This window comes from Cedecea sp. AS113 (assembly GCF_037152415.1).
Taxonomy (GTDB): Bacteria; Pseudomonadota; Gammaproteobacteria; order Enterobacterales; family Enterobacteriaceae; genus Cedecea.
Genome location: NZ_JBBCMI010000023.1, coordinates 27,000 through 51,707 on the forward strand (window position 1 = coordinate 27,000; position 24,708 = coordinate 51,707).

Consider the following 24,708-nt stretch of genomic DNA (forward strand, 5'->3'; position numbering starts at 1 on the left):
GAAACATGAGCGATAAAAACGAAATCATTAAAGAAGCGACGCAACTGATTAATAAGCAGCTCACGCAGGAAGGCCGCCGTCGTTTTTTAAAGCATAGCTTAACGCTCGGCGGCATCGCGATGCTCACCGGCTGCGATATCAGCGATAACGCCACGGTTGAAAGTTCGCTCAGCAAGATTTCACGTTTTAACGACCGCATTCAGGCCTGGCTGTTTAACGGCAGCCAACTGGCACCGGTTTACCCGGAAAGCATGATCGACGCTAACTTCCCGTTTAACGCCTTTTACGGCGAGGACGAGGCGCCGGACATCAACGGCGACAGCTACCGCCTGGAGCTTGCCGGGCTAATTACCGACAAGCGCCCGTGGACGCTGGCACAGCTGCACCAGATGGCGCAGGTCAGCCAGGTGACCCGCCATATCTGCGTCGAAGGCTGGAGCGCCATCGGTAAATGGGGCGGCGTCCCTTTTGCCCTGTTCCTGAAAGGGATTGGCGCCGACCTGCGAGCCAAATACGTCAGCTTTAAATGCGCGGATGACTACTACACCAGCATTGATATGGCCACCGCGCTGCATCCACAAACGCTGATTGCTTTAACCTGGGATGGCAAAGTCCTGCCGCGCAAATATGGCTACCCGATGAAACTGCGTATCCCTACCAAACTCGGCTACAAGAACCCGAAGCATATTCAGGTCATTGAAGTCACCAATCGCTACCCCGGCGGCTACTGGGAAGACCAGGGCTATAACTGGTTCGGTGGTAGTTAACTCTCTGTCTCACTGCAAAATCAAGGAAATACATCATGAAAAAGATCTACGCTGCCCTGCTGTGCTCCACCATGCTGTTCGGTATCGCCGGGGCTAACGCTGCCGACTCGATGAGCAAGGATTCCATGGCCAAAGACGGCATGGGCAAAATGACCCACACCTGTAAAGACGGCATGAACAAAGACGGCATGAAGAAAGATTGCATGTCCAAAGATGGCATGAAGAAAGACGGGATGAGCAAAGACCCTATGGGCAAAGACAGCATGGCCAAAGACGGTATGGCGAAAGACAGCATGAGCAAGCAATAAGCCTGACGCTACGCCAGTCTCACCCTCTTCTGGCGTAGCGAACTCATTTCCCACCTGCCGCATCAATAAAGGTGCCGGTCACGTAAGATGCCTTTTCGCTCAGCAGCCATAGAATGGTCTCCGCGATCTCTTCCGGCTGACCGCCGCGCTGCATCGGCAATGCCGTTTTCACCCGATCAACTCTCCCCGCTTCTCCACCGGAAGCATGCATTTCGGTATAAATAAAACCGGGCCGCACGCCGTTCACGCGGATCCCCTGCGCGGCAACCTCTACCGCCAGCCCGGTGGTCAACGTATCGACGGCTCCTTTGGACGCGGCATAATCAACATATTCCCCAGCAGCGCCTAAGCGGGACGCGGCAGAAGAGACATTCACAATGGCTCCACCTTCCCCACCGTGACGCCATGCCATGCGCTTCACTGCTTCCCGGCAGCAGAGAAAATATCCGGTAACGTTTGTCGTCAGCACGCGATTGATACGTTCCGCCGTAAGGTTTTCAATGGTCGATTGCTGGAACAAGATGCCGGCGTTATTCACCAGGGCGGTCAGCGGCCCAAATGCGTTATCGATTTCGGCGAACATCGCCATCACCTGCAGCTCATCGGCAATATCCGCCCGCAGCGCCAGCGCTTCTCCGCCCTGGGCAATGATCGTCTTGACCACTTCATCCGCAGCCTGCTTATTGCGGAGGTAGTTCACCACCACTTTATAACCATGCTGAGCCAGCAAAAGCGAGGTTGCTTTACCCATTCCCCGGCTGCCGCCGGTAACCAAAGCTATCTTCATGTGACTCTCCAGAAACAAGAAAGGGCACCGAAGTGCCCTTAAGGTTGATGACAAAGAGGAAAAAAGCGTGGTTTTTTCCTCTTTGTGATTATCAGCCGAAAATCAATAAATTGATTTTCCTTATTTTTTTGACGAATCGTCTAGCATTTCTACTATCACCAGAGGATTGTCAGCAGTCTTTAGGGCACCGAAGTGCCCTTGATTCAATCTGTAAAAACTATTCGTACTCGCTCATCGGCACGCAGGAGCAGAACAGATTGCGGTCGCCGTAAACGTCGTCAAGGCGCTTCACGGTTGGCCAGTATTTATTGCCGTGACCTGCCGGGAAGACCGCCAGTTCACGGGTGTACGGGTGCGCCCACTCGGCAACAATTTCATCCTGAGTGTGCGGCGCGTTCACCAGCGGGTTGTCTTCCAGCGGCCATTCGCCTGCAACGACGCGGTCGATTTCGCTGCGGATGGACAGCATCGCATTAATAAAGCGGTCCAGCTCCACTTTGCTTTCGGATTCGGTTGGCTCAACCATCAGCGTGCCCGCTACCGGGAACGACATGGTTGGCGCGTGGAAGCCGAAGTCGATCAGGCGCTTGGCGATATCCAGCTCGCTGATGCCGGTTTCTTCTTTCAGCGGACGAATATCCAGAATACATTCGTGAGCCACACGGCCATTCGCGCCGGTGTACAGCACCGGATACGCGGATTTCAGGCGGGTCGCGATGTAGTTGGCGTTCAAAATCGCTACGGAGCTGGCTTTCTTCAGGCCGTCCGCGCCCATCATGCGGATGTACATCCAGCTGATTGGCAGAATAGAGGCGCTGCCAAACGGGGCGGCGGAAACCGCGCCTTGCTGGGTCAGCATCTCTTCAATCTGCACCACGCTGTGGCCCGGTACAAACGGAGCCAGATGCGCTTTCACGCCGATTGGGCCCATGCCCGGGCCGCCGCCGCCGTGCGGAATGCAGAAGGTTTTGTGCAGGTTGAGGTGTGAAACGTCCGCGCCGATATACCCCGGCGTGGTGATCCCCACCTGGGCGTTCATATTAGCGCCGTCCAGGTAAACCTGGCCCCCAAACTGATGCACGATCTGGCACACTTCGCGGATCGTTTCTTCGTACACGCCGTGAGTGGACGGGTAAGTCACCATGATGCAGGAGAGCGCTTCGCCCGCCTGTTCAGCTTTAACACGCAGATCCTGCAGATCGATGTTGCCTTGTTTATCACAGGCCACGACGATCACTTCCATACCCGCCATTTGCGCCGAAGCCGGGTTGGTACCGTGCGCAGAGCTTGGGATCAGGCAGATGTTGCGGCTGCCTTCGTTGCGGCTTTCGTGGTAGCGGCGGATAGCCAGCAAGCCAGCGTATTCGCCCTGGGCGCCGGAGTTCGGCTGCATGCACAGCGCGTCGTAGCCGGTCAGTTTCACCAGCCAGTCGGACAGCTGGGCGATCATCTGGTGGTAGCCTTCGGCCTGGTTTGCCGGGCAGAACGGGTGCAGCTCGGCAAATTCCGGCCAGGTGATCGGGATCATTTCGGCCGCGGCGTTCAGCTTCATGGTGCAGGAGCCGAGCGGGATCATCGCCTGGTTGAGCGCCAGATCTTTACGCTCCAGAGAGTGCATGTAGCGCATCATCTCGGTTTCGCTGTGGTAGCGATTAAAGACCGGGTGGGTCAGGATCTCGTCATCACGCAGCATCGGAGCCGGAATGGACTGGCTGTCGTTGGCAACGTCACGATCCAGCTTGTCGATACCCAGGCCGTGAGCATCGCCCAGCAGCACGTCGAACAGAGCAACAACATCTTCACGGGTGGTGGCTTCATCAAGAGTGATGCCTACCGCGTTCAGGATGTCGCTACGCAGGTTAATTTCACGCGCTTCGGCACGCGCCAGCACGGCGGCTTTATCAGCCACTTCAACACAAAGGGTGTCGAACCAGTGTTTGTGGCGCAGAACCAGCCCTTTCTGCTGCAGGCCAGCGGCCAGAATGTCGGTCAGGCGGTGGATTCGGCCTGCAATGCGTTTCAGGCCAGCCGGGCCGTGGAAGACCGCATACAGGCTGGCAATGTTCGCCAACAGCACCTGGGAAGTACAGATGTTGGAGTTCGCCTTCTCGCGGCGGATGTGCTGCTCGCGGGTTTGCATCGCCATGCGCAGCGCGGTGCGGCCAGCGGCATCGCGGGAAACGCCGATAATACGGCCTGGCATGGAACGTTTAAATTCATCGCGAGCGCCGAAGAACGCCGCGTGCGGGCCGCCGTAGCCCATTGGGACACCGAAGCGCTGGGCAGAGCCGAAGACAATGTCCGCGCCCTGTTTGCCCGGCGCGGTCAGCATCACCAGCGTCATGAAATCTGCGGCTACGCTGACCACAACTTTGCGCCGTTTCAGCTCGGCAATCAGAGCCGTGTAATCATGCACTTCGCCGGTGGTGCCCACCTGCTGAAGCAGCACGCCGAACACATCCTGATGGTCCAGCACTTTCGCCGCATCATCGACAATGACGTCAAAACCGAAGGTTTCCGCGCGGGTACGCACCACGTCCAGCGTTTGTGGATGAACGTCAGAGGCCACGAAGAAACGGTTAGCGTTTTTCAGCTTGCTGACGCGCTTAGCCATCGCCATAGCTTCGGCTGCCGCGGTAGCTTCATCAAGCAGAGAAGCGGAAGCGATATCCATGCCGGTCAGGTCAAGCGTGACCTGCTGGAAGTTCAGCAGCGCTTCAAGACGCCCCTGGGAAACTTCAGGCTGGTAAGGCGTGTAGGCGGTGTACCAGCCTGGGTTTTCCAGCATGTTACGCAGAATCACCGGCGGCGTTTGTACCGCGGTGTAACCCATGCCAATGTAAGTTTTGAAGCGTTTATTGCGGCTGGCAATGCCTTTTAACTCTGCCAGGGCCGCAAACTCGGTCGCCGCGGCGCCAATCTGAGGCGGCTCAGCAAGCTGAATATCCTGCGGGACAATGCTGGCGATCAGGTCGGGGAGCGTCTTCGCGCCGACGGTCTCCAGCATCTCTTGCTGCTGCTGCGCGTCCGGGCCAATGTGACGATCGATAAACGCTTCGTGATTCTCTAACTGACGTAAAGACTGGGTCATGAGCGGTGATTCCTGAAATGGTTTCCCCTCCCCACCAGGGAGAGGGGTTTAAAAATTACTCGTCTTCTAACAGTGCTTCATAGGCAGAAGCATCCAGCAGCGCGGCAACCTGTGCTTCGTCGCTGGCTTTAATTTTGAAGATCCAGCCTTCGCCGTAAGGTTCGCTGTTGACCAGCTCCGGGCTGTCGCTCAGCGCGTCGTTGACCGCAACGATTTCACCGCTGATTGGGGCGTAGATGTCAGAAGCCGCTTTCACGGATTCAGCAACGGCACAATCATCACCGGCAGAAACGGTGGCGCCCACTTCAGGCAGGTCAACAAATACCATGTCGCCCAGCAGTTCCTGTGCGTGTTCGGTGATACCTACGGCGTAGCTGCCATCAGCTTCTTTACGCAGCCATTCGTGCTCTTTGCTGTATTTCAGTTCGTTCGGCACATTGCTCATTGTTTTCTCCTGATACCTGATTTCAAAATTTAAAGCGCGACCGGCTTACCGGCGCGAACAAAAATAGGTTTGGTGACTTTGACCGGCATTTCGCGGTTGCGGATCTGCACGATCGCCGTTTCACCGATGCCCGCCGGGACGCGAGCCAGCGCAATGCTGTAGCCGAGCGTTGGCGAGAAGGTGCCGCTGGTGATTGCCCCTTCATGCGTATTGCCCTGCGCGTCGGTAAACCGTACCGGCAGCTCATTACGTAATACGCCTTTTTCGGTCATGATCAAGCCAACCAGCTCTTCGGTACCGTTCGCGCGCTGTGCTTCCAGCGCTTCACGGCCGATAAAATCACGATCTTCAGGCTGCCACGCGATGGTCCAGCCCATGTTCGCGGCTAGTGGAGAAACGCCTTCGTCCATGTCCTGGCCGTAAAGGTTCATGCCAGCTTCAAGACGCAGCGTGTCGCGAGCGCCCAGGCCGCAAGGCTTAACGCCCGCCTCAACCAGCTGCGCCCAGAATCCCGCGGCCTTGTCGTTCGGCATCGCAATTTCATAGCCCGCTTCGCCGGTGTAGCCGGTGGTAGCAATAAACAAATCACCGGACTGCACGCCAAAGAACGGTTTCATGCCTTCAACGGCTTTACGCTGCGCTTCGCTAAACAGCGTGGCGGCTTTGGCCTTCGCATTCGGCCCCTGAACGGCAATCAGCGCCAGGTCGTCACGCACGGTGACGGACACGCCAAACGGTTCAGCGTGCTGGTTGATCCAGGCAAGGTCTTTTTCACGAGTAGCGGAGTTAACAACGAGGCGGAAATAGTCTTCGGTGAGGAAATAGATAATCAGGTCGTCAATCACGCCGCCGGAAGCATTGAGCATGGCAGCGTAAAGCGCTTTGCCCGGCTGGGTGAGTTTGGCGACGTCGTTGGCGACTAAGTAACGCAGAAACTCGCGGGTACGGCTGCCGTGCAGATCGACGATGGTCATGTGCGACACGTCGAACATACCGGCGTCGGTGCGTACGGCGTGGTGCTCATCAATTTGCGAGCCGTAGTGCAGCGGCATCATCCAGCCGTGGAAATCAACCATGCGGGCACCGCAGAGCGTGTGCTGTTCAAATAAGGGGGTCTGTTGAGTCATCTTTTCCTCTTTAACCATCTGGTGGCAAGGCGGATTTGGCTTTGCCAACCGTCAGACGAAACCCGGCATCGCCACCGTTCCCCGATAGCGACGCAAACGTTACCTTTGACCTGAACTTACCACCGAACGGGGGCGTAAACCATAAGCGAAAAACGGCCATTGCATTAGCTTATGACCAAAATGGGAGAGGAAGTGTGCAGAGTAATTGACTGTAAAAATGCGATTCACTCCACATTAACAGCAGGTATTTAGTGTCGAATTTAGCACTGGCTAACATTTACGACCATTTCAGAAACAAATTGACTACATCGCATAATTTGTAAGATTAGAAAATGTAATCCGAGATTTGTCCTGAGATTAGAATATTTCAAACGAGGGAGCAGATACCCTTCCCGGTCATCGGGAAGGGAAATGTGACGGGGTTATCACTATGGATTCCATCAGGTGGGTGAGTACTGCTCACCCCCGTGTAGCGCGAAGTATGGCGAGTATTTATTGCAGCCAGGATGGCATATCTTGCAACCCCATCGCCTGGCGAACCAACTGAGGTTTAACTCCCGGCAGCGTATCGGCAAGCTTCAGGCCAATATCTCTGAGGAGTTTTTTCGCCGGGTTGCTGCCGGCGAACAAATCGCGGAAGCCTTGCATACTGGCCAGCATCACCGCCGCGCTGTGCTTGCGGCTGCGCTCATAGCGACGCAGGTAGAGATGCTGTCCAAAATCTTTGCCTTCACGATGCAGGCGGCGAATTTCCGCAATCAATTCCGCGGCATCCATAAAACCGAGGTTGACGCCCTGCCCGGCCAGTGGGTGAATGGTATGGGCGGCATCGCCCACCAGCGCCAGACGATGGCCGGCAAAGCTGCGGGCGTAGCGGCCCGTCAACGGGAAGGTGCGGCGCTCGCTTTCAACAGAACACAGGCCGAGACGCATGTTAAACGCAACGGAAAGCGCCTGGTTAAACGCTTCATCGTCGGCCAGCTGCATACGAGCAGCTTCTTCCGGCGGCAGCGACCAGACAATAGAGCAAAGATGTGGGTCAGAAAGCGGCAGAAATGCCAGAATGCCTTCGCCGTGGAACACCTGACGTGCGACGGCCTGATGCGGCTCGACGGTGCGAATAGTCGCTACCAGCGCATGATGGTTATAGTCCCAGAACGTCAGCGGGATATCGGCTTTGTCCCGCAACCAGGAGTTGGCGCCATCTGCGCCCACCACCAGCCTTGCAGTTAGCATTGTGCCGTCTTTCAGGGTCAGGAAAGCGTCGTTTTCACCCCAGGCGACCTGGTGAATGTCCACGGGGGCCATCAGGCTGATGTCGCTGCATTGCTCCGCACGTTGCCACAGCGCCTGGTGGATCACCGAGTTTTCGATGATGTGCCCCAGGTGGCTAAAACCGAAGCTCTTATCATCAAAGGCGATTTGCCCGAAGCTGTCTCGCTCCCAGACTTCCATCCCGTGATAGCTGCTGGCTCGCTCGCTGATTTTTGGCCACGCGCCCAAATGCGTCAGCAGCTTTTCGCTCGCCGCATTGATAGCCGAAACGCGCAGTTCCGGGGCAGCGTCAGGCCCGAGCGGCTGGGGAAGATGACTTTCAATGACCGCAACGCGCAGGCCGCTGCCCTGAAGTCCGCAGGCCACCGCCAGCCCCACCATGCCGCCGCCGACAATCGCCACATCTACGCTTTGCAAATTGACTCTCCTTTAACGCGCCACCCAACCCAGGGTGCGCTGAGCCAGCACGTCTCGTGCCGGAGTAAAATGTTCCATCGCCATCAGGCTAAGGTTACGGCCCGCCACTAGCGGTGCCCAGCGGTTAGCAAACAGCTGAACCAGCCCGTCAGTGACGCCAATGGTTGCCGCTTTATCTGCGGCACGGCGCTGCTGATAAGCGGCCAAAACCGGGAAGCTGCCGACATCCGTGCCTGCAGCGTGCGCCTCTGCCAACCCTTCAGCCAGCGACATAACGTCGCGCAGGCCAAGGTTGAACCCCTGCCCGGCTATCGGATGCAGCGTTTGCGCGGCATTGCCTACCAGCGCCAGGCGATGGGATACGGTCTGAGAAGCCTGTTGTAACGCCAGAGGATAATGATGACGAATGCCTGCATGGGTAATTCGCCCCAGCCGCCAGCCAAAGGCACGCTGAAGCTGCTGACAAAACGCTGCTTCGCTCCAGCTTTCAACCTCCTCACGGGCATCCAGCGCATGGCACCAGACCAGCGAGCAGCGCCCGTCGGACATCGGCAGCATGGCGATTGGCCCGTATTCGGTAAAGCGCTCAAATGCCCGGCCATGATGGGGTTCAGAAGTAGTGACGTTGGCAATCACGGCGATCTGCTGGTAGCTCTGCGGCTGCCAAGTGATGCCGCACTGCGCCGCCAGCTTAGAACGAGTGCCATCCGCGGCAACCAAAACGTTGCCCTGCAGCTCGACGCCGTTATCCAGCACAACCTGCACGCTATGCTCATGCCGGGTAAACGACGAAACGCGCTGCGGGCAGTGCAGCGTTACGCCTGGCGCTTTACGCAGCAGGCTAAAAAGACGCAGCCCGACGTCGTGCAGCTCCACAACCTGCCCAAGCGCATCAATCTGGTAATCCTCAGCTTCAAGGGTGACGAAGCCGGCGTGGCCTTTGTCGCTGACGTGCACGGTTTTAATTGCCGTGGCGCAGTCGACGAGCGCAGACCATACGCCAATGCGGGCCAACTGCTGCCGGGTGCCCTGGGCGAGCGCGATGGCTCTGGCATCAAACCCCGGATGAGCGGCTGAGTCCGGGGCAATCGCCTCGATGAGGTGCACCGGCAATTTCCCCTGGGTGAGGGTCGATATGGCTAATGCCAGCGTCGCCCCCGCCATCCCGCCGCCAACAATGATGACGCTCATGGCTGACGCGCCGCTGCCATCAGCGCTTCGATATCGTCTGCCGACTTCACCACGCTGGCGGTCAAGTTCTCGTTGCCGTCTTTGGTGATCACAATGTCGTCTTCAATGCGGATGCCAATGCCACGGTACTGCGCGGGCACGTCCGCATCCGGCGCAATATAAAGTCCAGGTTCGACGGTGATGACCATGCCCGGCTCCAGCACGCGTGACCTGTCCTGCCCGTAAGCGCCCACGTCGTGCACGTCCAGCCCCAGCCAGTGGCTCAGGCCATGCATAAAGAACGCGCGGTGGGCGTTATTGGCGATCAGATGATCGATATCGCCTTTCAGAATACCGAGCTTCACCAGCCCCTTAACCATGATGCGCACCACTTCCGTCGTCACTTCCTGCATGGACGTGCCCGGCCGGTAGAGTTTTAGCGAGGTTTCGAGCGATTCCAGCACGATGTCGTAAATTTCACGCTGCGCCGGGCTGAATTTGCCGTTAACAGGGAAAGTGCGCGTGATGTCTCCGGCGTAGCTTTGGTATTCACATCCGGCGTCTATCAGCACCAGATCTCCGTCGCGCAGTTCACTTTCGTTTTCGGTGTAGTGCAGAATGCAACCGTTCTCACCGCCACCCACAATAGTGGTGTACGAAGGATAACGCGCGCCGTGGCGAGTAAACTCGTGGTGAATTTCACCCTCGAGCTGATATTCAAACATTCCCGGGCGGCAGGCCTGCATGGCACGAGTATGCGCCAGCGCGGAAATCTCGCCGGCACGACGCATAACGGCAATCTCTTCTTCGGATTTGAAGAGGCGTAGTTCGTGTACCGTCGGACGCCAGTCGGTCAGGGTTGCGGGCGCAGCGAGATTTTGACGCGAACCACGACGCAACTTATCCAGCGCGGCAAAAACGATGTTATCCGCATATTCGTACTCGCCCTGAGCGTGGTAAACCGCATCCAGACCGTTTAGCAGGAGATGTAATTGCTCACCGATTTCGCTGAAGGACAGCGCGCGATCCACCCCTAACTTCTGCGGGGCAGCGTCCTGGCCAAGCCTGCGGCCAAACCAAATTTCTGCACTTTTATCCCGCAGGCGGTTGAACAGCACGCTGTGATTATGCGACTCATCGCTTTTAATAAGCACCAGCACGGCTTCCGGCTCGTTAAAGCCGGTGAAGTACCAAAAATCGCTGCTCTGCCGATAAGGGTATTCGCTGTCGGCATTGCGGGTCGCTTCCGGAGCCGCGAAAATTAACGCAGCGCTGCCGGGCACCATTTTCGCCAGTAGCGCCTGGCGGCGGCGAAGAAATTCCTGCTGGGTCATCACATCTCCTGATTTTTTGATCGTTAGTGGAGCGTAGGTTTGCGTACCTCTGGCGCGGTCGGTGCCGCGTGAGTAAAGGTGTCGTGGCACAGCAGCGCGGCAACACGCACATATTCAATGATCTCTTCGAGCGACATCTCCAGCTCTTCCTGGTCTTCGTCCTCGTCGTAACCCAGCTGGGCAATATTACGCAGATCGTCAATGGCTTCGCCGGTTTCACCGGTGACTTTGTCGAGCTTGCTCTGCATGACGCCGAGGCCCAGCAGGAAGTGGTTTACCCAGCCGGAAAGCGCATCGGCGCGATCGAAAACGGAGACATCATCCCCGTCCGGCAGGTAAAGCTGGAACAGGAAGCCTTCGTCTTCCAGCGCATCGCCAATGGCGCCGTGCATCTGACGCAGCGGATCAGCGAGGTTCTGGCTAAAGGCCAGGCCTTCGTTAGTCAGGTCATGCAGCAGCGTTTGCCAGCTGGTGTCTTTGTTACCACCGCACAGCATGCCGCTGATCAAGCCGTGCATTTCTGCAGGCGTCAGACCCACACCCTGTTGGTTCAAAAGTTGGCCGACTAAGTCGTAGTCCGGCATTGCGTTCTGTATTGACATGCGCATTCGTCATCGTTGGCAGGAATAGTGTGTGTTATGCTACCACCAGGACCCCCGCAGATACCAGAAAAGGGCTTGTATCTTGATATCGGGATAGCTATAGTGGCGCCCCTTCCGCTACCGGGGCCGGTAGCGTAAAGGCAGGCGAGTAAACAGCAGGAAGGTGGCATGTCTGCACAACCAGTCGATATTCAAATTTTCGGTCGTTCATTGCGCGTGAATTGTCCGCCTGAACAACAGGATGCGCTGAATCAGGCTGCGGAAGAGCTGAATCAGCGGTTGCAAGATTTAAAAGTTCGCACTAGAGTCACAAATACCGAGCAGCTGGTGTTCATCGCAGCACTTAACATTTGCTACGAACTGGCTCAGGAAAAGTCGAAAACCCGTGACTACGCCGCCAATATGGAAGAGCGTATTCGGATGCTACAGCAGACCATCGAACAAGCATTGCTTGAGCAAGGTCGCATTGCAGACCGACAGGGTCCAAAGTTTGAATAACACTTCGCAGTTGACTGTGGTAGAGTAACTTCGAAGACAAAATTTCTCTGAGATGTTTGCAAGCGGGCCAGTCCCCTGAGCCGATATTTCATACCACAAGAGTGTGGCGCTCCGCGGTTGGTGAGCATGCTCGGTCCGTCCGAGAAGCCTTAAAACCATGACGACACACTCACCTTGAACCAAGGGTTCAAGGGTTACAGCCTGCGGCGGCATCTCGGAGATTCCCTCTTTACTACCCGGCCATCATGACGCATATCCCGTTAACCTCAACGCTTCGTCAGGACATTCGCCAAACGATTCGGCAGCGACGCCGGTCGCTCACTCCCACAGAACAACAAACCTTTGCCCTACAGGCTGCCGAACGCATGCTGGCGTTTGAGCCGGTCATTCGTGCTCAGACCGTAGCGTTGTTTCTCTCGTTCGACGGGGAACTGAATACCACTCCGCTGATTCAGGCTTTATGGCGGGCAGGCAAAAACGTTTATCTCCCGGTGCTTCATCCTTTTAGCCCCGGCAACCTGCTGTTTTTACGCTACACGCCGCAAAGTCACCTGGTCACCAATCGCCTGAAAATTCTTGAGCCTAAGCTGGATGTTCGCGACGTGCTACCGCTGAATAAGCTGGATGTACTGGTCACGCCGCTGGTTGCCTTCGATGAAACAGGCCAGCGTCTGGGGATGGGCGGCGGGTTTTACGACAGAACGCTGCAGCACTGGCAGCAGCACGGTTTCTACCCGGTTGGCCTGGCGCATGATTGCCAGCAGGTGGAGACGTTGCCGGTAGAACAGTGGGATATTCCTTTGCCTGCCGTGGTGACGCCATCGCGCCTTTGGCAGTGGTGATGCCCCTTCCCCCTTCGGGGAAGAGGCCATGGTCAGATCAGTACAGCAGACGGGCACGGATGGTGCCCGGAATCGCTTTCATTGACTTCAGCGCTTTCTCAGCCACATCTTCCGGCGCATCAATATCAATTACTACGTAACCCATGTGCGGCGTAGTCTGCAGGAACTGAGCGGCAATGTTGATACCCTGCTCAGCAAAGATCTGGTTAAGCGCGGTCAGAATGCCAGGGCGGTTCTCATGAATGTGCAGCAGGCGGCTGCTGGTGCCCCCGTGCAGCGGCAGAGAAACTTCCGGGAAGTTAACCGCAGACAACGTAGAGCCGTTATCCGAGTATTTCGCCAGTTTGCCCGCCACTTCCAGGCCGATGTTTTCCTGCGCTTCCTGAGTTGAGCCGCCGATGTGCGGGGTCAGGATCACGTTATCAAACTCGCACAGCGGAGAGTTAAACGGATCGCTGTTGGTGGCCGGTTCGGTCGGGAAGACGTCGATAGCCGCACCAGACAGATGCTTGCTGGAAAGCGCACCGCACAGAGCAGGAATATCTACCACCGTACCGCGAGAGGCGTTGATCAGCAGAGAGCCCGGCTTCATCAAGGCCAGCTCGTTCGCGCCAATCATGTTTTTGGTGGAGGCGTTTTCCGGCACGTGCAGACTAACCACATCGCTCATATTCAGCAGGTCGGAGAGATGCTGAACCTGAGTCGCGTTGCCCAGCGGCAGCTTGTTTTCGATATCGTAGAAGTAGACGTGCATCCCCAGGGATTCAGCCAAAATCCCCAGCTGCGTACCGATGTGGCCGTAGCCAATGATGCCCAGCTTTTTACCACGGGCCTCAAAAGAGCCTACCGCCAGCTTGTTCCACACGCCACGGTGCGCTTTGGCGTTAGCTTCAGGAATGCCGCGCAGCAACAGCAGCAATTCACCAATCACCAGTTCAGCAACGGAACGGGTGTTCGAGAACGGGGCGTTGAACACCGGAATACCGCGCTTCGCCGCCGCATCCAGATCAACCTGGTTGGTGCCGATGCAGAAGCAGCCTACAGCCACCAGTTTTTCAGCCGCGGCAAAGATCTCTTCGGTCAAATGGGTGCGGGAACGCAGGCCAATGAAGTGAGCATCACGGATCGACTCTTTGAGCGCTTCGGAATCCAGCGCGCCTTTATGGAATTCAATGTTGGTGTATCCCGCTGCACGGAGGCTGTCTACCGCCTTCTGGTGCACGCCTTCCACAAGCAGGAATTTAATTCTGTCTTTATCCAGTGATACTTTTGCCATTTCCCGACCCTATTTTCAGTGCTGTTGTATTCGTTTTTAGGCGGTGATGCGCCACCGCCTATAAGTTACCCTTCTGTCAAAATATCAAAATCTACGTTTGGGGCAATATGAACGATTGCGTCGCCGTATCGTCAGGCGGGAATAAGGCGGCGAGAGTCAGAATAAAATGCTGAGCGGGAGAGTGAACCAGGCATGAATCACAGAACTGTTACCAAAATGTGATATATGTCACCAAAAATACGGTTAAAATAATTTGTCATTTTTTATACGGTTTTTTGGGGCGCAGAACGCGCCCCGGTCAGATCATTTCACGATGGTTTTTACGCCGTCAGCGGTACCGATCAGCGCCACATCCGCGCCACGGTTCGCAAACAGGCCCACGGTAACAACGCCAGGCATACCGTTGATGATGTTTTCCAGCTTCATCGGTTCCATGATGCTCAAACCATGCACATCCAGAATGATGTTACCGTTGTCCGTGACCACGCCTTGACGGTACTCCGGGCGACCACCCAGTTTTACCAGTTCACGCGCGACGGCGCTGCGCGCCATAGGAATCACTTCCACCGGCAGCGGGAAGTTACCGAGAATATCAACCTGCTTGGAGGCGTCCGCGATGCAAACAAACTTGTCGGCAACGGAGGCGATGATTTTCTCGCGAGTCAGCGCTGCGCCACCGCCTTTAATCATCTGCATCTGGTGGTTGATCTCATCGGCACCGTCGACGTAGACGCCTAATGAATCCACCTCGTTGAGATCGAACACGGGGATCCCAAGACTTTTCAGTTTCGCGGTAGAAGCGTCGGAGCTGGAAACAGCACCTTCAATCTGGTGTTTGATGGTGCCCAAAGCATCAATAAAATGCGCGGCGGTTGAGCCCGTGCCCACGCCCACAATGGTGCCCGGCTGCACATACTGGAGTGCTGCCCATCCGACTGCTTTTTTCAGTTCATCCTGCGTCATAATTTTATGCCTGTGATGTGGAAACTGACGCGCATTATAGAGCATGCGGCGGAAAAATGTCCCCGGCTTTGCCGCACTGCAAACCCCATCACGTTCAAACACAATGTCAGCTTGCTGATTTGGTCTGAATCAGCGGCAAATTTATGTCATAGTGGCTGCACGACGAAATCAGGAGCAGATGAACAACAATGAAACGCCCGGACTACAGAACGCTGCAGGCGCTGGATGCGGTAATTCGTGAACGAGGATTTGAGCGTGCGGCGCAGAAGCTGTGCATTACTCAGTCGGCGGTGTCACAACGTATTAAGCAACTGGAAACGATGTTCGGCCAGCCATTGTTGGTGCGTACCGTGCCGCCCCGCCCCACCGAGCAGGGCCAAAAACTGCTGGCACTTTTACGCCAGGTGGAACTGCTGGAAGAAGAGTGGCTGGGCGATGAGCAAACCGGCTCCACGCCGCTGCTGCTTTCGCTGGCAGTTAACGCCGACAGTCTGGCCACCTGGCTGCTACCGGCCCTTGCGCCGGTTCTGGCCGACTCCCCCATTCGCCTGAATCTTCAAGTGGAAGATGAAACCCGTACTCAGGAACGCCTGCGTCGCGGGGAAGTGGTTGGGGCGGTATCCATCCAACCTCAGCCGCTGCCGAGCTGCCTGGTGGATCGCCTGGGCGCGCTGGACTATCTGTTTGTGGGGTCGAAAGATTTTGCCGAGCGTTATTTCCCGAATGGCGTCACGCGGTCGGCGCTGCTAAAAGCCCCTGCCGTAGCCTTTGATCATCTCGACGATATGCATCAGGCATTTTTACAGCAGAACTTTGATCTGTCCCCAGGCAGCGTGCCGTGCCACATCGTTAACTCTTCGGAGGCCTTTGTGCAGCTGGCTCGCCAGGGCACAACATGCTGCATGATCCCGCACCTGCAAATTGAGCGCGAGTTAAATAGCGGGGAATTAATCGACCTGACACCGGGTCTGCTGCAGCGCCGCATGCTCTACTGGCACCGCTTTGCACCGGAAAGCCGCATGATGCGCAACGTGACGGATGCGTTGCTGGAGTACGGGCACAAGGTCTTGAGGCAGGATACGGAATAACGCTTTGATTAACCCTCGCCGGCTGCGGCGAGGGTTAAGGTGAAGATCACATCTTACTGAGCAGGTGCCGCAGGGGTTTGTGCGCCCTGCAGTTCAAACACCACATCGACCTGATCGTCAAACTGAATAGTCTGCTGATCGTAGGTATCCTGAGCGGAAGCCGGTGCGGCCGCGTCCGCTTTCATCATGCGAACCATCGGCGCGGGCTGGTAGTTAGACACGTGGTAACGCACGCTGTAGACCGGGCCCAGCTTGCTGTTAAAGCCTTCGGCCAGGAGCTTCGCCTGGCGGGTTGCATCGTTAATCGCTTCTTTACGTGCTTTGTCTTTGTACTCTTCTGGATGCGCAACGCCCAGCGACACGGAACGGATTTCGTTCAGGCCAGACTTCAGCGCGCCATCCAGCAGCTCGTTCATTTTATCCAGCTGACGCAGCGTGACTTCCACCTGACGTACCGCACGGTAGCCCTTCAACTGAGTTTTACCGTCTTTCAGGTAGTCATACTCTGGCTGTGTGCGCAGGTTAGCGGCATTGATGTCCTTCTTCTCTACGCCATTTTTCTGCAGGAAGGTCAGGTATTGCGCCACGCGATCGTCGGCCTGTTTTTTGGCAGAAGCGGCGTCCTTAGCGGACACGTTGACTTCGATAGCAAGCGTGGCGATATCAGGAACGGCATCGACGCTGGCTGTCCCGGAGGTGACCACGTGAGGGCCGTTTGGCAACTCACCCGCCTGCACAGAAACAGAACCTAATCCCATTAACGCGGCTAATGCTAAAATTTTAAACTTCACTGTAACTCCTCCGTGCTACGTTCCACTGTGATTACGCCGTTCAACAAACTCCCGACGTCTGCCAGCAAGCTTAGCCTGGAATGGTAACTTGTCTATCAGATTATGGCGAATTAGCCCACGAGTGCCGCGATGTGCTGCACGCCATCCCGGGCCAGCTGAGCGGCAATAAACCACATCACAATCCCAACCACCCCGTTGATAATGCGCTGCGCTTTTGCGGTACGAAGACGAGGGGCCAGCCAGGCGGCAAGAATAGCCAGGCCGTAAAACCAGAGAATAGAGGCGCTAATGGTTCCCAGCGCGAACCAGCGTTTTGCTTCGTCCGCAAGCTGGCCCCCCAGGCTACCAAGTACCACAAAGGTGTCCAGATAGACGTGCGGGTTGAGCCAGGTCACCGCGAGCATGGTGACCACGATTTTCCAGCGCCCCTGCTTCAACACTTCGGCCGAAGCCAGCTCCAGGTTGCTGCTCATCGCCGTGCGCAGCGCACCCCAGCCATACCACAGCAGAAATGCCACGCCGCCCCAGGTGACCAGCGCCAGCAGCCAGGGAGACTGCATCAGAATGGCGCTGCCGCCAAAAATCCCGCCGCAAATCAGAATGATGTCGCTCAACGCGCACAGGGAAGCAATCATCAGATGGTACTGGCGACGAATGCCCTGATTCATCACGAAGGCATTTTGCGGCCCCAGAGGCAGAATTAGCGCGGCTCCCAATGCAATGCCCTGAAAATAATAAGATAACACGCGACACACCCTTTAACTGTTCATCATTGAGCGTGAGTGTAATGCGCAAAAATTATTAGAGGAAATTGATATTTTTAATCGCTTATAATCATGGCTAATAATTGCAGGTGAAAATAAGGCCAGCGAAAGCTGGCCCCGGAGGTTATGCGTTATCAGAGTCTTTCATCTGGCGAACGTGAACGTCCATTTGCGGATAAGGAATACCGATGCCGTTGGCATCAAGCGCTTTCTTGATGCGCTCCAGCACGTCCCAATAAACGTTTTGCAGGTCACCGCTTTTGCTCCATGCCCGCACCACAAAGTTGACGGATGAAGGGCCAAGCTCGTTCAGGCGCACGGTGATATCGCGATCCTTCAGCACGCGCTCGTCGCTGGTGATGATGTCAGTCAGGATCTGCTTAACTTGATCGATGTCGGCATCGTAGGCCACGCCGATGATGAACTCGTTGCGGCGGGCAGGTTCCCGGGAGAAGTTAATGATATTCCCGGCGATGATTTTGCCGTTCGGCACAACCACGATTTTGCCATCCACGGTACGCAGCGTGGTGGAGAAGATTTGCACGTTCAGCACGGTGCCCGCAATGCCGCCGAGATCGACATACTCCCCGGTACGGAACGGGCGGAAGGTAACGAGCAACACGCCTGCAGCCAGGTTGGACAGGGAACCCTGCAGCGCCAAACCAACGGCCAGACCGGCGGCACCCAGCACGGCAATCACCGAAGCTGTCTGCACCCCGACACGGCTCAGGGCCGCAATCAGCGTGAAGGCAATAATCCCGTAGCGCACCAGCGCGGAAAGAAAGTCGGCGACAGTGCTGTCGATGCTGCGAGCCAGCATCAGGCGATTAACGGCTCCGGAGACCAGACGGGCAACGATCATCCCGGCGATCAAAATGGCCACGGCGGCGACGATATTTACCGCATAGCTCAGGAGCAGCTCCTGATTGCGTACCAGCCAGCCCCCCGCATTATGAATACTGTCTACTACGTTGAGATCTTCCATTTACTGTTCCTTGTCTGAAAAGTTTCTCCGCCCGGTAAGGCAGTTCAAACCGTAAAGGGTAAACAAAAACGCATGGATGTGCCAAGTACGTCACAAAATTGATCTCAAATTGCGTATTAATGCGGCAAAAAAAGGGAAAAGCCCGGACGAATGTCCGGGCTAAAAGTGGGCTTACAACGTTTGTGTGAAGGTCCGGGAAATAACATCCTGCTGCTGCTCGCGGGTAAGCGCGTTGAAACGCACCGCGTAGCCAGAAACACGAATGGTCAGTGTCGGATAATTTTCAGGATGCGCGATGGCATCCATCAGCATTTCACGGTTCAACACGTTGACGTTCAGGTGCTGCCCGCCTTCCGTTTTGACATCGTGGTGGAAGTAGCCATCAAGCAAGCCGACCAGGTTCAGGCAGCGAATGGAATCCTCTTTCCCCAGCGCCGCAGGCACGATGGAAAACGTATAAGAGATACCATCTTTTGCGTAGCTGAACGGCAGCTTAGCCACGGAGGTTAACGAGGCTACAGCTCCTTTAGTGTCTCGCCCGTGCATCGGGTTCGCACCGGGTGCAAACGGCGTTCCTCCCCTGCGGCCATCTGGCGTGTTCCCCGTTTTTTGCCCGTAAACCACATTCGACGTAATGGTCAAAATAGACTGCGTCGGCACGGCATCGCGATAAGTTGGCAGCGCCTGAATTTTCTTCATAAAACGCTCAACCAGATCGCAGGCAATGGCGTCCACGCGATCGTCGTTATTGCCGTATTGCGGATAGTCGCCCTCAATCACGAAATCCACCGCCAGCCCGGTATGGTCGCGCACCGGCTTAACCACGGCGTGTTTGATGGCAGAAAGTGAATCCACCGCCACCGAAAGCCCGGCGATGCCGCAGGCCATCGTGCGGTAAACATCCCGGTCATGCAGGGCCATCAGCGAAGCTTCGTAGCTGTATTTATCGTGCATGTAGTGGATCAGGTTCAGGGCCGTCACGTACTGCACCGCCAACCAATCCATAAAGCTGTCGAGGCTGGTCATCACCTTGTCGTAGTCCAGCACATCGTCGAGCAACATTGGCGTTTTCGGCCCAACCTGGATCTTCAGCTTTTCATCCATTCCCCCGTTGATGCAGTACAGCAGCGTTTTTGCCAGGTTGGCGCGAGCGCCAAAGAACTGCATCTGTTTGCCAATCACCATCGGGCTAACGCAGCAGGCAATCGCATAGTCGTCGCTGGCGAAATCGCTGCGCATCAGATCATCATTTTCATACTGCAATGACGAGGTTTCAATCGACACTCTGGCGGCATAAACCTTGAACGCTTTCGGCAGCGCCTCAGACCAAAGGATGGTCAAATTCGGCTCCGGCGCAGGCCCCATGGTGTAAAGCGTATTCAAATAGCGGAAGGTACTTTTGGTCACCAGAGTACGACCATCCTGCCCCATTCCGCCTAACACTTCCGTTGCCCAAATAGGATCCCCGGAGAACAGCGAATCAAACTCCGGCGTGCGCAGGAAGCGCACCATGCGGATTTTCATAATGAAGTGGTCAATAAGCTCCTGCGCCTGTTGCTCATTGAGCAGGCCAGAGCGAAGATCGCGCTCAATATAAACATCGATAAAGGTTGCGGTGCGCCCCAGCGACATCGCTCCGCCGTTTTGCGACTTCACCGCCGCCAGATAGGCGAAATAAAGCCACTGAATCGCCTCCTGTGCGTTGCTCGCCGGCCTCGAGATATCGAAACCGTAGCCAGCGGCCATGTCCTGTATTTGCAGCAGTGCGTGGCGATGCTCCGACAGTTCTTCTCGCAGGCGAATCGTTGCCTCAAGATCCTCGCCGCGTTCAAGCTTTTGCTGCAGATCGGCAAACTGTAGCTCACGTTCGCGAACCAGATAAGCAATGCCGTACAGCGCCACGCGGCGGTAATCGCCGATGATTCGGCCACGCCCGTAACCATCAGGCAGCCCAGTCAGTACGCCGGACTTGCGGCAGCGCAGAATATCCGGCGAATAAACGTCGAACACGCCCTGATTGTGCGTTTTCCTCAGCTCGGTAAACTGATACTCAAACTCAGGGTCCATTTTGCGGCCATAGGCTTCAAACGAACTTTTGATCATATTGATGCCGCCGAAAGGATGCAGCGCGCGCTTTAGCGGCTGGTCCGTCTGAAGGCCAACAATTTTCTCATGCTGCTGGATAATGTAACCGGGGGCATGGGCGGTAATGGACGTGGCCACGTTAGTATCAAAATCGACCGGGGCATGAGTGGCATTTTCAACGCGAATACCCTCCATCACCTTTTCCCAGAGCGCCGTCGTCTCAGATGTTGCGCTCGCCAGAAACGCATCATCCCCCTCATACGGTGTGTAGTTTTGCTGGATAAAATCCCGAACATTAATTTCATGCTGCCAGCATTCCCCACGAAACTGCTGCCAGGCCTGAGCATAATTATCATGGGAAATATCAATATCCATTTTCATGCATTCAATCCTCTGTACCGCAAATAAAATTAAGCGAATGCCGCAAGCTCCGATGCCTTGCCCAATTCACGGGCATCAAGAGCAATCATTTTTTCTTCGTTGGTCGGAATAACTGCACACAGTACTGCCGAGTTCTGGGTTGAAATAACACGCTCGCCGTCAGAATTAGGCCGCATATTTTTTTCTTCATTCAGTTCGAAACCGAATACCCTTAAATGTTGAATAACCAGACGGCGAATAAGAGCTGAGTTTTCACCAATGCCGCCAGTAAAAATTAGCCCATCAAAATGTGGCAGCGAAGTTGCGTGCCCGCCGATGGTTTTGGCAATACGATGTACAAACGTGTTGATAGCCAACTCCGCGCGGGTATCCCCCTGCTGCCAGGCTTTTTCCAGCGTCCGTAAGTCAGAAGATATACCTGAAAGCCCCAACAACCCTGACTCGGTATTTGCCACCTGCTCAAGATCGTCCAGCGACTGCCCGGTCTGCCTTGCCAGCCACACCATCGCCCCAAAGTCGACATCGCCGCAGCGTGTCCCCATGATCAAACCTTCCAGCGGCGTCATCCCCATCGAGGTATCAGCGCTTTGCCCGTCAACAACCGCGCACACTGAAGCCCCGTTGCCCAGATGAGCAATCACCAGCCCCAATGAACGCCCTTGCAGTTCAGGTAGCTCGCTTGCCTGCATGGAAACATAGCGGTGAGAGGTCCCGTGGAATCCATAACGCCTGACGCCGTGCTCGTTGAAATAGCGGTATGGCAGGCCGTAAAGATAGGCTTCAGGTTTCATCGTCTGGTGAAAGCTGGTATCAAACACGGCAACCTGCGGCACGCCAGGGAAGCGCAGCCTGGCCGAAGCCACGCCACTGAGATTGGCATAGTTGTGCAGCGGCGCGAGAGGCGAGACCGCGCGGATTTGCTCCACGACGTCGTCCGTAAGCAATACCGACTCGCCAAAAATCGCCCCGCCGTGAGCAATGCGGTGGCCTATATAGGCCACGCTTTCGGTCAAATGACGTCTTTCAAGCTCGAGGGAGATTGCCGCCAGCGCATCCTCATAATCAGAATGCGCCAGCTTTACCGGCTCACCGCTATTAACGATAAGCATTGCGGCTTCGGTATTTATACCTTCGCAAATACCCGTTAAAAGTGGCTCCATGGTTAATTCATCCAGCACGGAGAATTTAACCGAAGATGAACCGCAATTTATGGTTAATATTACCGGATATTCATTCATATTAACGTTCACTCATCCTGAGCCAATGACAGTTAATTACAAGATTTTGTATACGATGTTAAGGATCGTCAGTAAGCCGATCACGGTAACAAAGATATTTTCACTTCTGCCTTTGTATTTGCTCAGCGCCGGCACTTTGCGAATCGCGTACATCGGCAGCAGGCAAAGCAACGAGGCAATGATCGGGGCGCCCATCGCTTCAATCAGGTCAAGAATATTTGGGTTGGCGTAGGCGACAACCCAGGTTGACCCCATGATAAACACCATGCTGATCAGATTAAGTTTGCCCTCGGAAACCTTCGTTTTGTCACTCTTATAGCCAAACTTCAGGACCAGGCCATTCAACCCTTCCAGCGTGCCCAGATAGTGGCCGAAGAAAGATTTGAAAATAGCGACCAGGGCAATAATCGACGCGCCATATTCCAGCACCGTGGCAAAAGTAGACTTCGAACCAGAGAGTGAAGAGAAATGGTTAGCAAGATAGGAGAGCACCGGGATGTTCTGCGCTTTTGCTTCGGCCATATTCTGTGGCGACAGCGTGAACAGGCAGCTAAAGGCGAAGAACATCACCACGCCAACCATCAACATGCTGGCACGCGAGATGATTTTTGAGCACTTGTCTTCGGTATAGGCTTTCCCGAAGTCCGCTTCGTACTCTTCACGCTTCGACACCACAAAGGAAGAGACGATCGGCGAGAAGTTAAAGGAGAACACCATGATGGAGATCCCGAGCCACACGGTCACCAGGATGCCGTCATGGCCGGTCAACGCGATTTCACTCAGGTTCACCTGATCGATAACCGCTGAATTCCAGTAGGGAATAAGCGACAGGGAAATAATGACCAGGCTGGCGATAAACGGGAACACAAGCCAGCTCATCACCTTCACCATCAGATCCTTACCAAAGAAGATGACAAAGGCCATCAGCATCAGCAGGAATAGCGCTACCAGCCCACGATTTAAGGGCATCAGCTGGAGCTGATTTTCCCAGAAGGTCATGAAGGTGTTAGTAATGGTGACGCCGTAAATCCACAGCAGCGGGCAAATCGCGAAGAAATAAAGGAAGGTGATAACGACGCCCCCCGTTTTACCAAAATGCTCCTCGACAACTTCGGTGATATTCCCCGACGGATTGCTGCCGGAAAGGCACAGTCGTGCCAGCGCGCGGTGGCAAAGGAAGGCTATCGGATAGGCAAGAACAAGCATGATAAGTATTGGGATAAGCCCGCCGTAGCCCGCGCGAATCGGGAAAAACAGGACCCCAGCGCCAATGGCGGTACCAAACAGACCTAAAGTCCAGGTGGTATCGGACTTACGCCACAGGGAGGACTCTTTTTGACCAACAAGGGTTGTTTCTACATTACTCATAATGAAGATCCTTATTTAGACCAGGCAGGCTTCCGCTGCGCCAGTAATTTCAGAGACACGAGACAAATCGATATTTCCACCAGAAATAATACTCACGGTTTTACGGCCTTTAATGTACTGGTCGAGCTTGCCGCTTAATAATGCAGCGGAAGCCAGTGCCCCAGCACCTTCAGTGACAATTTTATTTCTCTGAATAAGCGCGACCATACTGTTTCTGATCTCTTCTTCGCTAACCAAAATAATATCGGTGACTAATTTCTTAACGATTTCGAAGGTTAGCTTTCCTGGTCGGGCAACATCACAACCGTCAGCTAATGTACTGCTTGCTCGATACGCGGTAATTTCACCAGTACGGAAAGAAGACGCCATGCCGTGGACGTTTTCTGCCTGTACGCCAATAATATTAATCGTCGGATTAATGGATTTAATGGCTACCGCAATGCCAGCAATCAGGCCGCCGCCGCCAATCGGCACAATCACGTTATCGACGTCGTAAAGGTCTTCAAGAATTTCCAGGCCAATCGTCCCCTGCCCGGCAATGACTTTTTCATCATCGTAAGGTGGGATAAAGATACGCCCTTCCGTCTCAACAATTTCGCTGACCTTGGCGATGGTTTCGTTAAAATTATCGCCGTGGATAATCACTTGAGCTGAATAGTCAGTCGTGGCGGCAACTTTTGACTTCGGTGCACCTTTAGGCATCACCACTTTGCCGTTAATACCGAGCAGCGCACATGACAATGAAACACCCTGAGCATGGTTACCCGCAGAACAGGCCACCACGCCCCGGGCTCTTTCTTCTTCACTCAGTGAACTGAGTTTATTGAAAGCACCGCGCATTTTAAACGAACCGGTACGTTGCATGTTTTCAAATTTCAAATAGATGTCGCCCTTACAGCATTCGCTAAGATAATTAGAGCGAGGCATCCCGGTTTTATACACAAATCCAGATATTCTTTTTTTCGCTTCAAGAACATCGTTAATTGTGACTGGCAATTCATTATCTATATGCATGTTGATCTCCGCATCAAAGCAATAAAAGATATTCGTAGCGAATAATAAAAAACTCGCCTTTTTAATTTAATGAGTGATAAAAAGTGATTATG

The 24,708-nt window shown here is 55.0% G+C and carries 22 protein-coding genes and 1 other RNA gene; 6 read left to right on the top strand and 17 right to left on the bottom strand.

Annotated elements, in window-relative coordinates; translation table 11 throughout:
* Positions 1–5 precede the first annotated feature (5 nt).
* On the top strand, positions 6–767 hold the full coding sequence (locus WFN87_RS20785) for a molybdopterin-dependent oxidoreductase (protein ID WP_336983643.1): 762 nt from the start codon (positions 6–8) through the stop codon (positions 765–767).
* Between the two features lie 35 nt (positions 768–802).
* Entirely contained in the window at positions 803–1,075 is a 273-nt protein-coding gene (locus WFN87_RS20790; protein ID WP_008461611.1) for a pentapeptide MXKDX repeat protein, read from the top strand.
* 43 nt (positions 1,076–1,118) lie between these two features.
* Here the strand turns inward: WFN87_RS20790 and WFN87_RS20795 are convergent, their stop codons facing one another.
* From WFN87_RS20795 to WFN87_RS20830, 8 genes are all read right to left on the bottom strand, one after another.
* Positions 1,119–1,862 (bottom strand): SDR family oxidoreductase, encoded by a 744-nt coding sequence (locus WFN87_RS20795; protein WP_336983644.1) that lies wholly within the window; start codon positions 1,860–1,862, stop codon positions 1,119–1,121.
* A gap of 217 nt (positions 1,863–2,079) precedes the next feature.
* Entirely contained in the window at positions 2,080–4,953 is a 2,874-nt protein-coding gene (gene gcvP / locus WFN87_RS20800) for an aminomethyl-transferring glycine dehydrogenase (protein ID WP_336983645.1), read from the bottom strand.
* A gap of 55 nt (positions 4,954–5,008) precedes the next feature.
* Positions 5,009–5,398 carry a glycine cleavage system protein GcvH gene (gcvH, locus tag WFN87_RS20805; protein ID WP_336983646.1) on the bottom strand — a complete coding sequence of 130 codons (390 nt, stop codon included), beginning with the start codon at positions 5,396–5,398 and terminating at the stop codon, positions 5,009–5,011.
* Between the two features lie 29 nt (positions 5,399–5,427).
* Positions 5,428–6,525, bottom strand: coding sequence for a glycine cleavage system aminomethyltransferase GcvT (gene gcvT / locus WFN87_RS20810; RefSeq protein WP_336983647.1), 1,098 nt, complete (start codon positions 6,523–6,525; stop codon positions 5,428–5,430).
* 492 nt (positions 6,526–7,017) lie between these two features.
* Complete coding sequence (gene ubiI, locus WFN87_RS20815) at positions 7,018–8,217, bottom strand: FAD-dependent 2-octaprenylphenol hydroxylase (protein ID WP_336983648.1); 1,200 nt, start codon at positions 8,215–8,217, stop codon at positions 7,018–7,020.
* A gap of 12 nt (positions 8,218–8,229) precedes the next feature.
* Positions 8,230–9,408: a 2-octaprenyl-6-methoxyphenyl hydroxylase gene (gene ubiH / locus WFN87_RS20820; protein ID WP_336983649.1), complete on the bottom strand. Its 1,179-nt coding sequence runs from the start codon at positions 9,406–9,408 to the stop codon at positions 8,230–8,232.
* The gene (pepP, locus tag WFN87_RS20825) at positions 9,405–10,721 is read right to left on the bottom strand and encodes a Xaa-Pro aminopeptidase (RefSeq protein ID WP_336983650.1); all 1,317 of its coding nucleotides are present in this window, start codon (positions 10,719–10,721) and stop codon (positions 9,405–9,407) included. The genes ubiH and pepP overlap by 4 nt, the downstream gene beginning before the upstream one ends.
* Before the next feature lie 23 nt (positions 10,722–10,744).
* Positions 10,745–11,323, bottom strand: coding sequence for a YecA/YgfB family protein (locus WFN87_RS20830; protein WP_008461600.1), 579 nt, complete (start codon positions 11,321–11,323; stop codon positions 10,745–10,747).
* A 168-nt stretch (positions 11,324–11,491) separates the two neighbouring features.
* Between WFN87_RS20830 and zapA the strand changes: the two genes are divergently transcribed.
* From zapA to WFN87_RS20845, 3 genes are all read left to right on the top strand, one after another.
* Complete coding sequence (gene zapA, locus WFN87_RS20835) at positions 11,492–11,821, top strand: cell division protein ZapA (protein ID WP_008461599.1); 330 nt, start codon at positions 11,492–11,494, stop codon at positions 11,819–11,821.
* A gap of 41 nt (positions 11,822–11,862) precedes the next feature.
* A non-coding RNA gene (gene ssrS, locus WFN87_RS20840) (6S RNA) lies at positions 11,863–12,046 on the top strand.
* 20 nt (positions 12,047–12,066) lie between these two features.
* The gene (locus tag WFN87_RS20845; protein ID WP_336983651.1) at positions 12,067–12,663 is read left to right on the top strand and encodes a 5-formyltetrahydrofolate cyclo-ligase; all 597 of its coding nucleotides are present in this window, start codon (positions 12,067–12,069) and stop codon (positions 12,661–12,663) included.
* Between the two features lie 37 nt (positions 12,664–12,700).
* On the opposite strand, the gene serA is transcribed toward WFN87_RS20845, so the two are convergent.
* Entirely contained in the window at positions 12,701–13,939 is a 1,239-nt protein-coding gene (serA, locus tag WFN87_RS20850) for a phosphoglycerate dehydrogenase (protein WP_008461595.1), read from the bottom strand.
* A gap of 303 nt (positions 13,940–14,242) precedes the next feature.
* A complete protein-coding gene (rpiA, locus tag WFN87_RS20855) occupies positions 14,243–14,902 on the bottom strand; it encodes a ribose-5-phosphate isomerase RpiA (protein WP_008461594.1) in 660 nt (219 codons plus the stop codon).
* A 188-nt stretch (positions 14,903–15,090) separates the two neighbouring features.
* Between rpiA and argP the strand changes: the two genes are divergently transcribed.
* Positions 15,091–15,990 carry a DNA-binding transcriptional regulator ArgP gene (gene argP / locus WFN87_RS20860; protein WP_008461592.1) on the top strand — a complete coding sequence of 300 codons (900 nt, stop codon included), beginning with the start codon at positions 15,091–15,093 and terminating at the stop codon, positions 15,988–15,990.
* Positions 15,991–16,043: 53 nt separating this feature from the next.
* On the opposite strand, the gene WFN87_RS20865 is transcribed toward argP, so the two are convergent.
* From WFN87_RS20865 to tdcB, 7 genes are all read right to left on the bottom strand, one after another.
* Positions 16,044–16,781 carry an oxidative stress defense protein gene (locus WFN87_RS20865; protein WP_008461590.1) on the bottom strand — a complete coding sequence of 246 codons (738 nt, stop codon included), beginning with the start codon at positions 16,779–16,781 and terminating at the stop codon, positions 16,044–16,046.
* A 110-nt stretch (positions 16,782–16,891) separates the two neighbouring features.
* A complete protein-coding gene (gene argO / locus WFN87_RS20870; protein ID WP_166878159.1) occupies positions 16,892–17,527 on the bottom strand; it encodes an arginine exporter ArgO in 636 nt (211 codons plus the stop codon).
* Positions 17,528–17,669: 142 nt separating this feature from the next.
* Entirely contained in the window at positions 17,670–18,530 is an 861-nt protein-coding gene (locus WFN87_RS20875) for a small-conductance mechanosensitive channel MscS (RefSeq protein ID WP_008461586.1), read from the bottom strand.
* Positions 18,531–18,701: 171 nt separating this feature from the next.
* Positions 18,702–20,996: a formate C-acetyltransferase gene (pflB, locus tag WFN87_RS20880; RefSeq protein ID WP_166995254.1), complete on the bottom strand. Its 2,295-nt coding sequence runs from the start codon at positions 20,994–20,996 to the stop codon at positions 18,702–18,704.
* Between the two features lie 29 nt (positions 20,997–21,025).
* Positions 21,026–22,234, bottom strand: a complete 1,209-nt coding sequence (tdcD, locus tag WFN87_RS20885) for a propionate kinase (protein ID WP_336708744.1) — start codon at positions 22,232–22,234, stop codon at positions 21,026–21,028.
* Positions 22,235–22,270: 36 nt separating this feature from the next.
* Complete coding sequence (gene tdcC / locus WFN87_RS20890; RefSeq protein WP_008461579.1) at positions 22,271–23,602, bottom strand: threonine/serine transporter TdcC; 1,332 nt, start codon at positions 23,600–23,602, stop codon at positions 22,271–22,273.
* Between the two features lie 15 nt (positions 23,603–23,617).
* Positions 23,618–24,616, bottom strand: a complete 999-nt coding sequence (tdcB, locus tag WFN87_RS20895; protein ID WP_039287573.1) for a bifunctional threonine ammonia-lyase/L-serine ammonia-lyase TdcB — start codon at positions 24,614–24,616, stop codon at positions 23,618–23,620.
* Positions 24,617–24,708 lie beyond the last annotated feature (92 nt).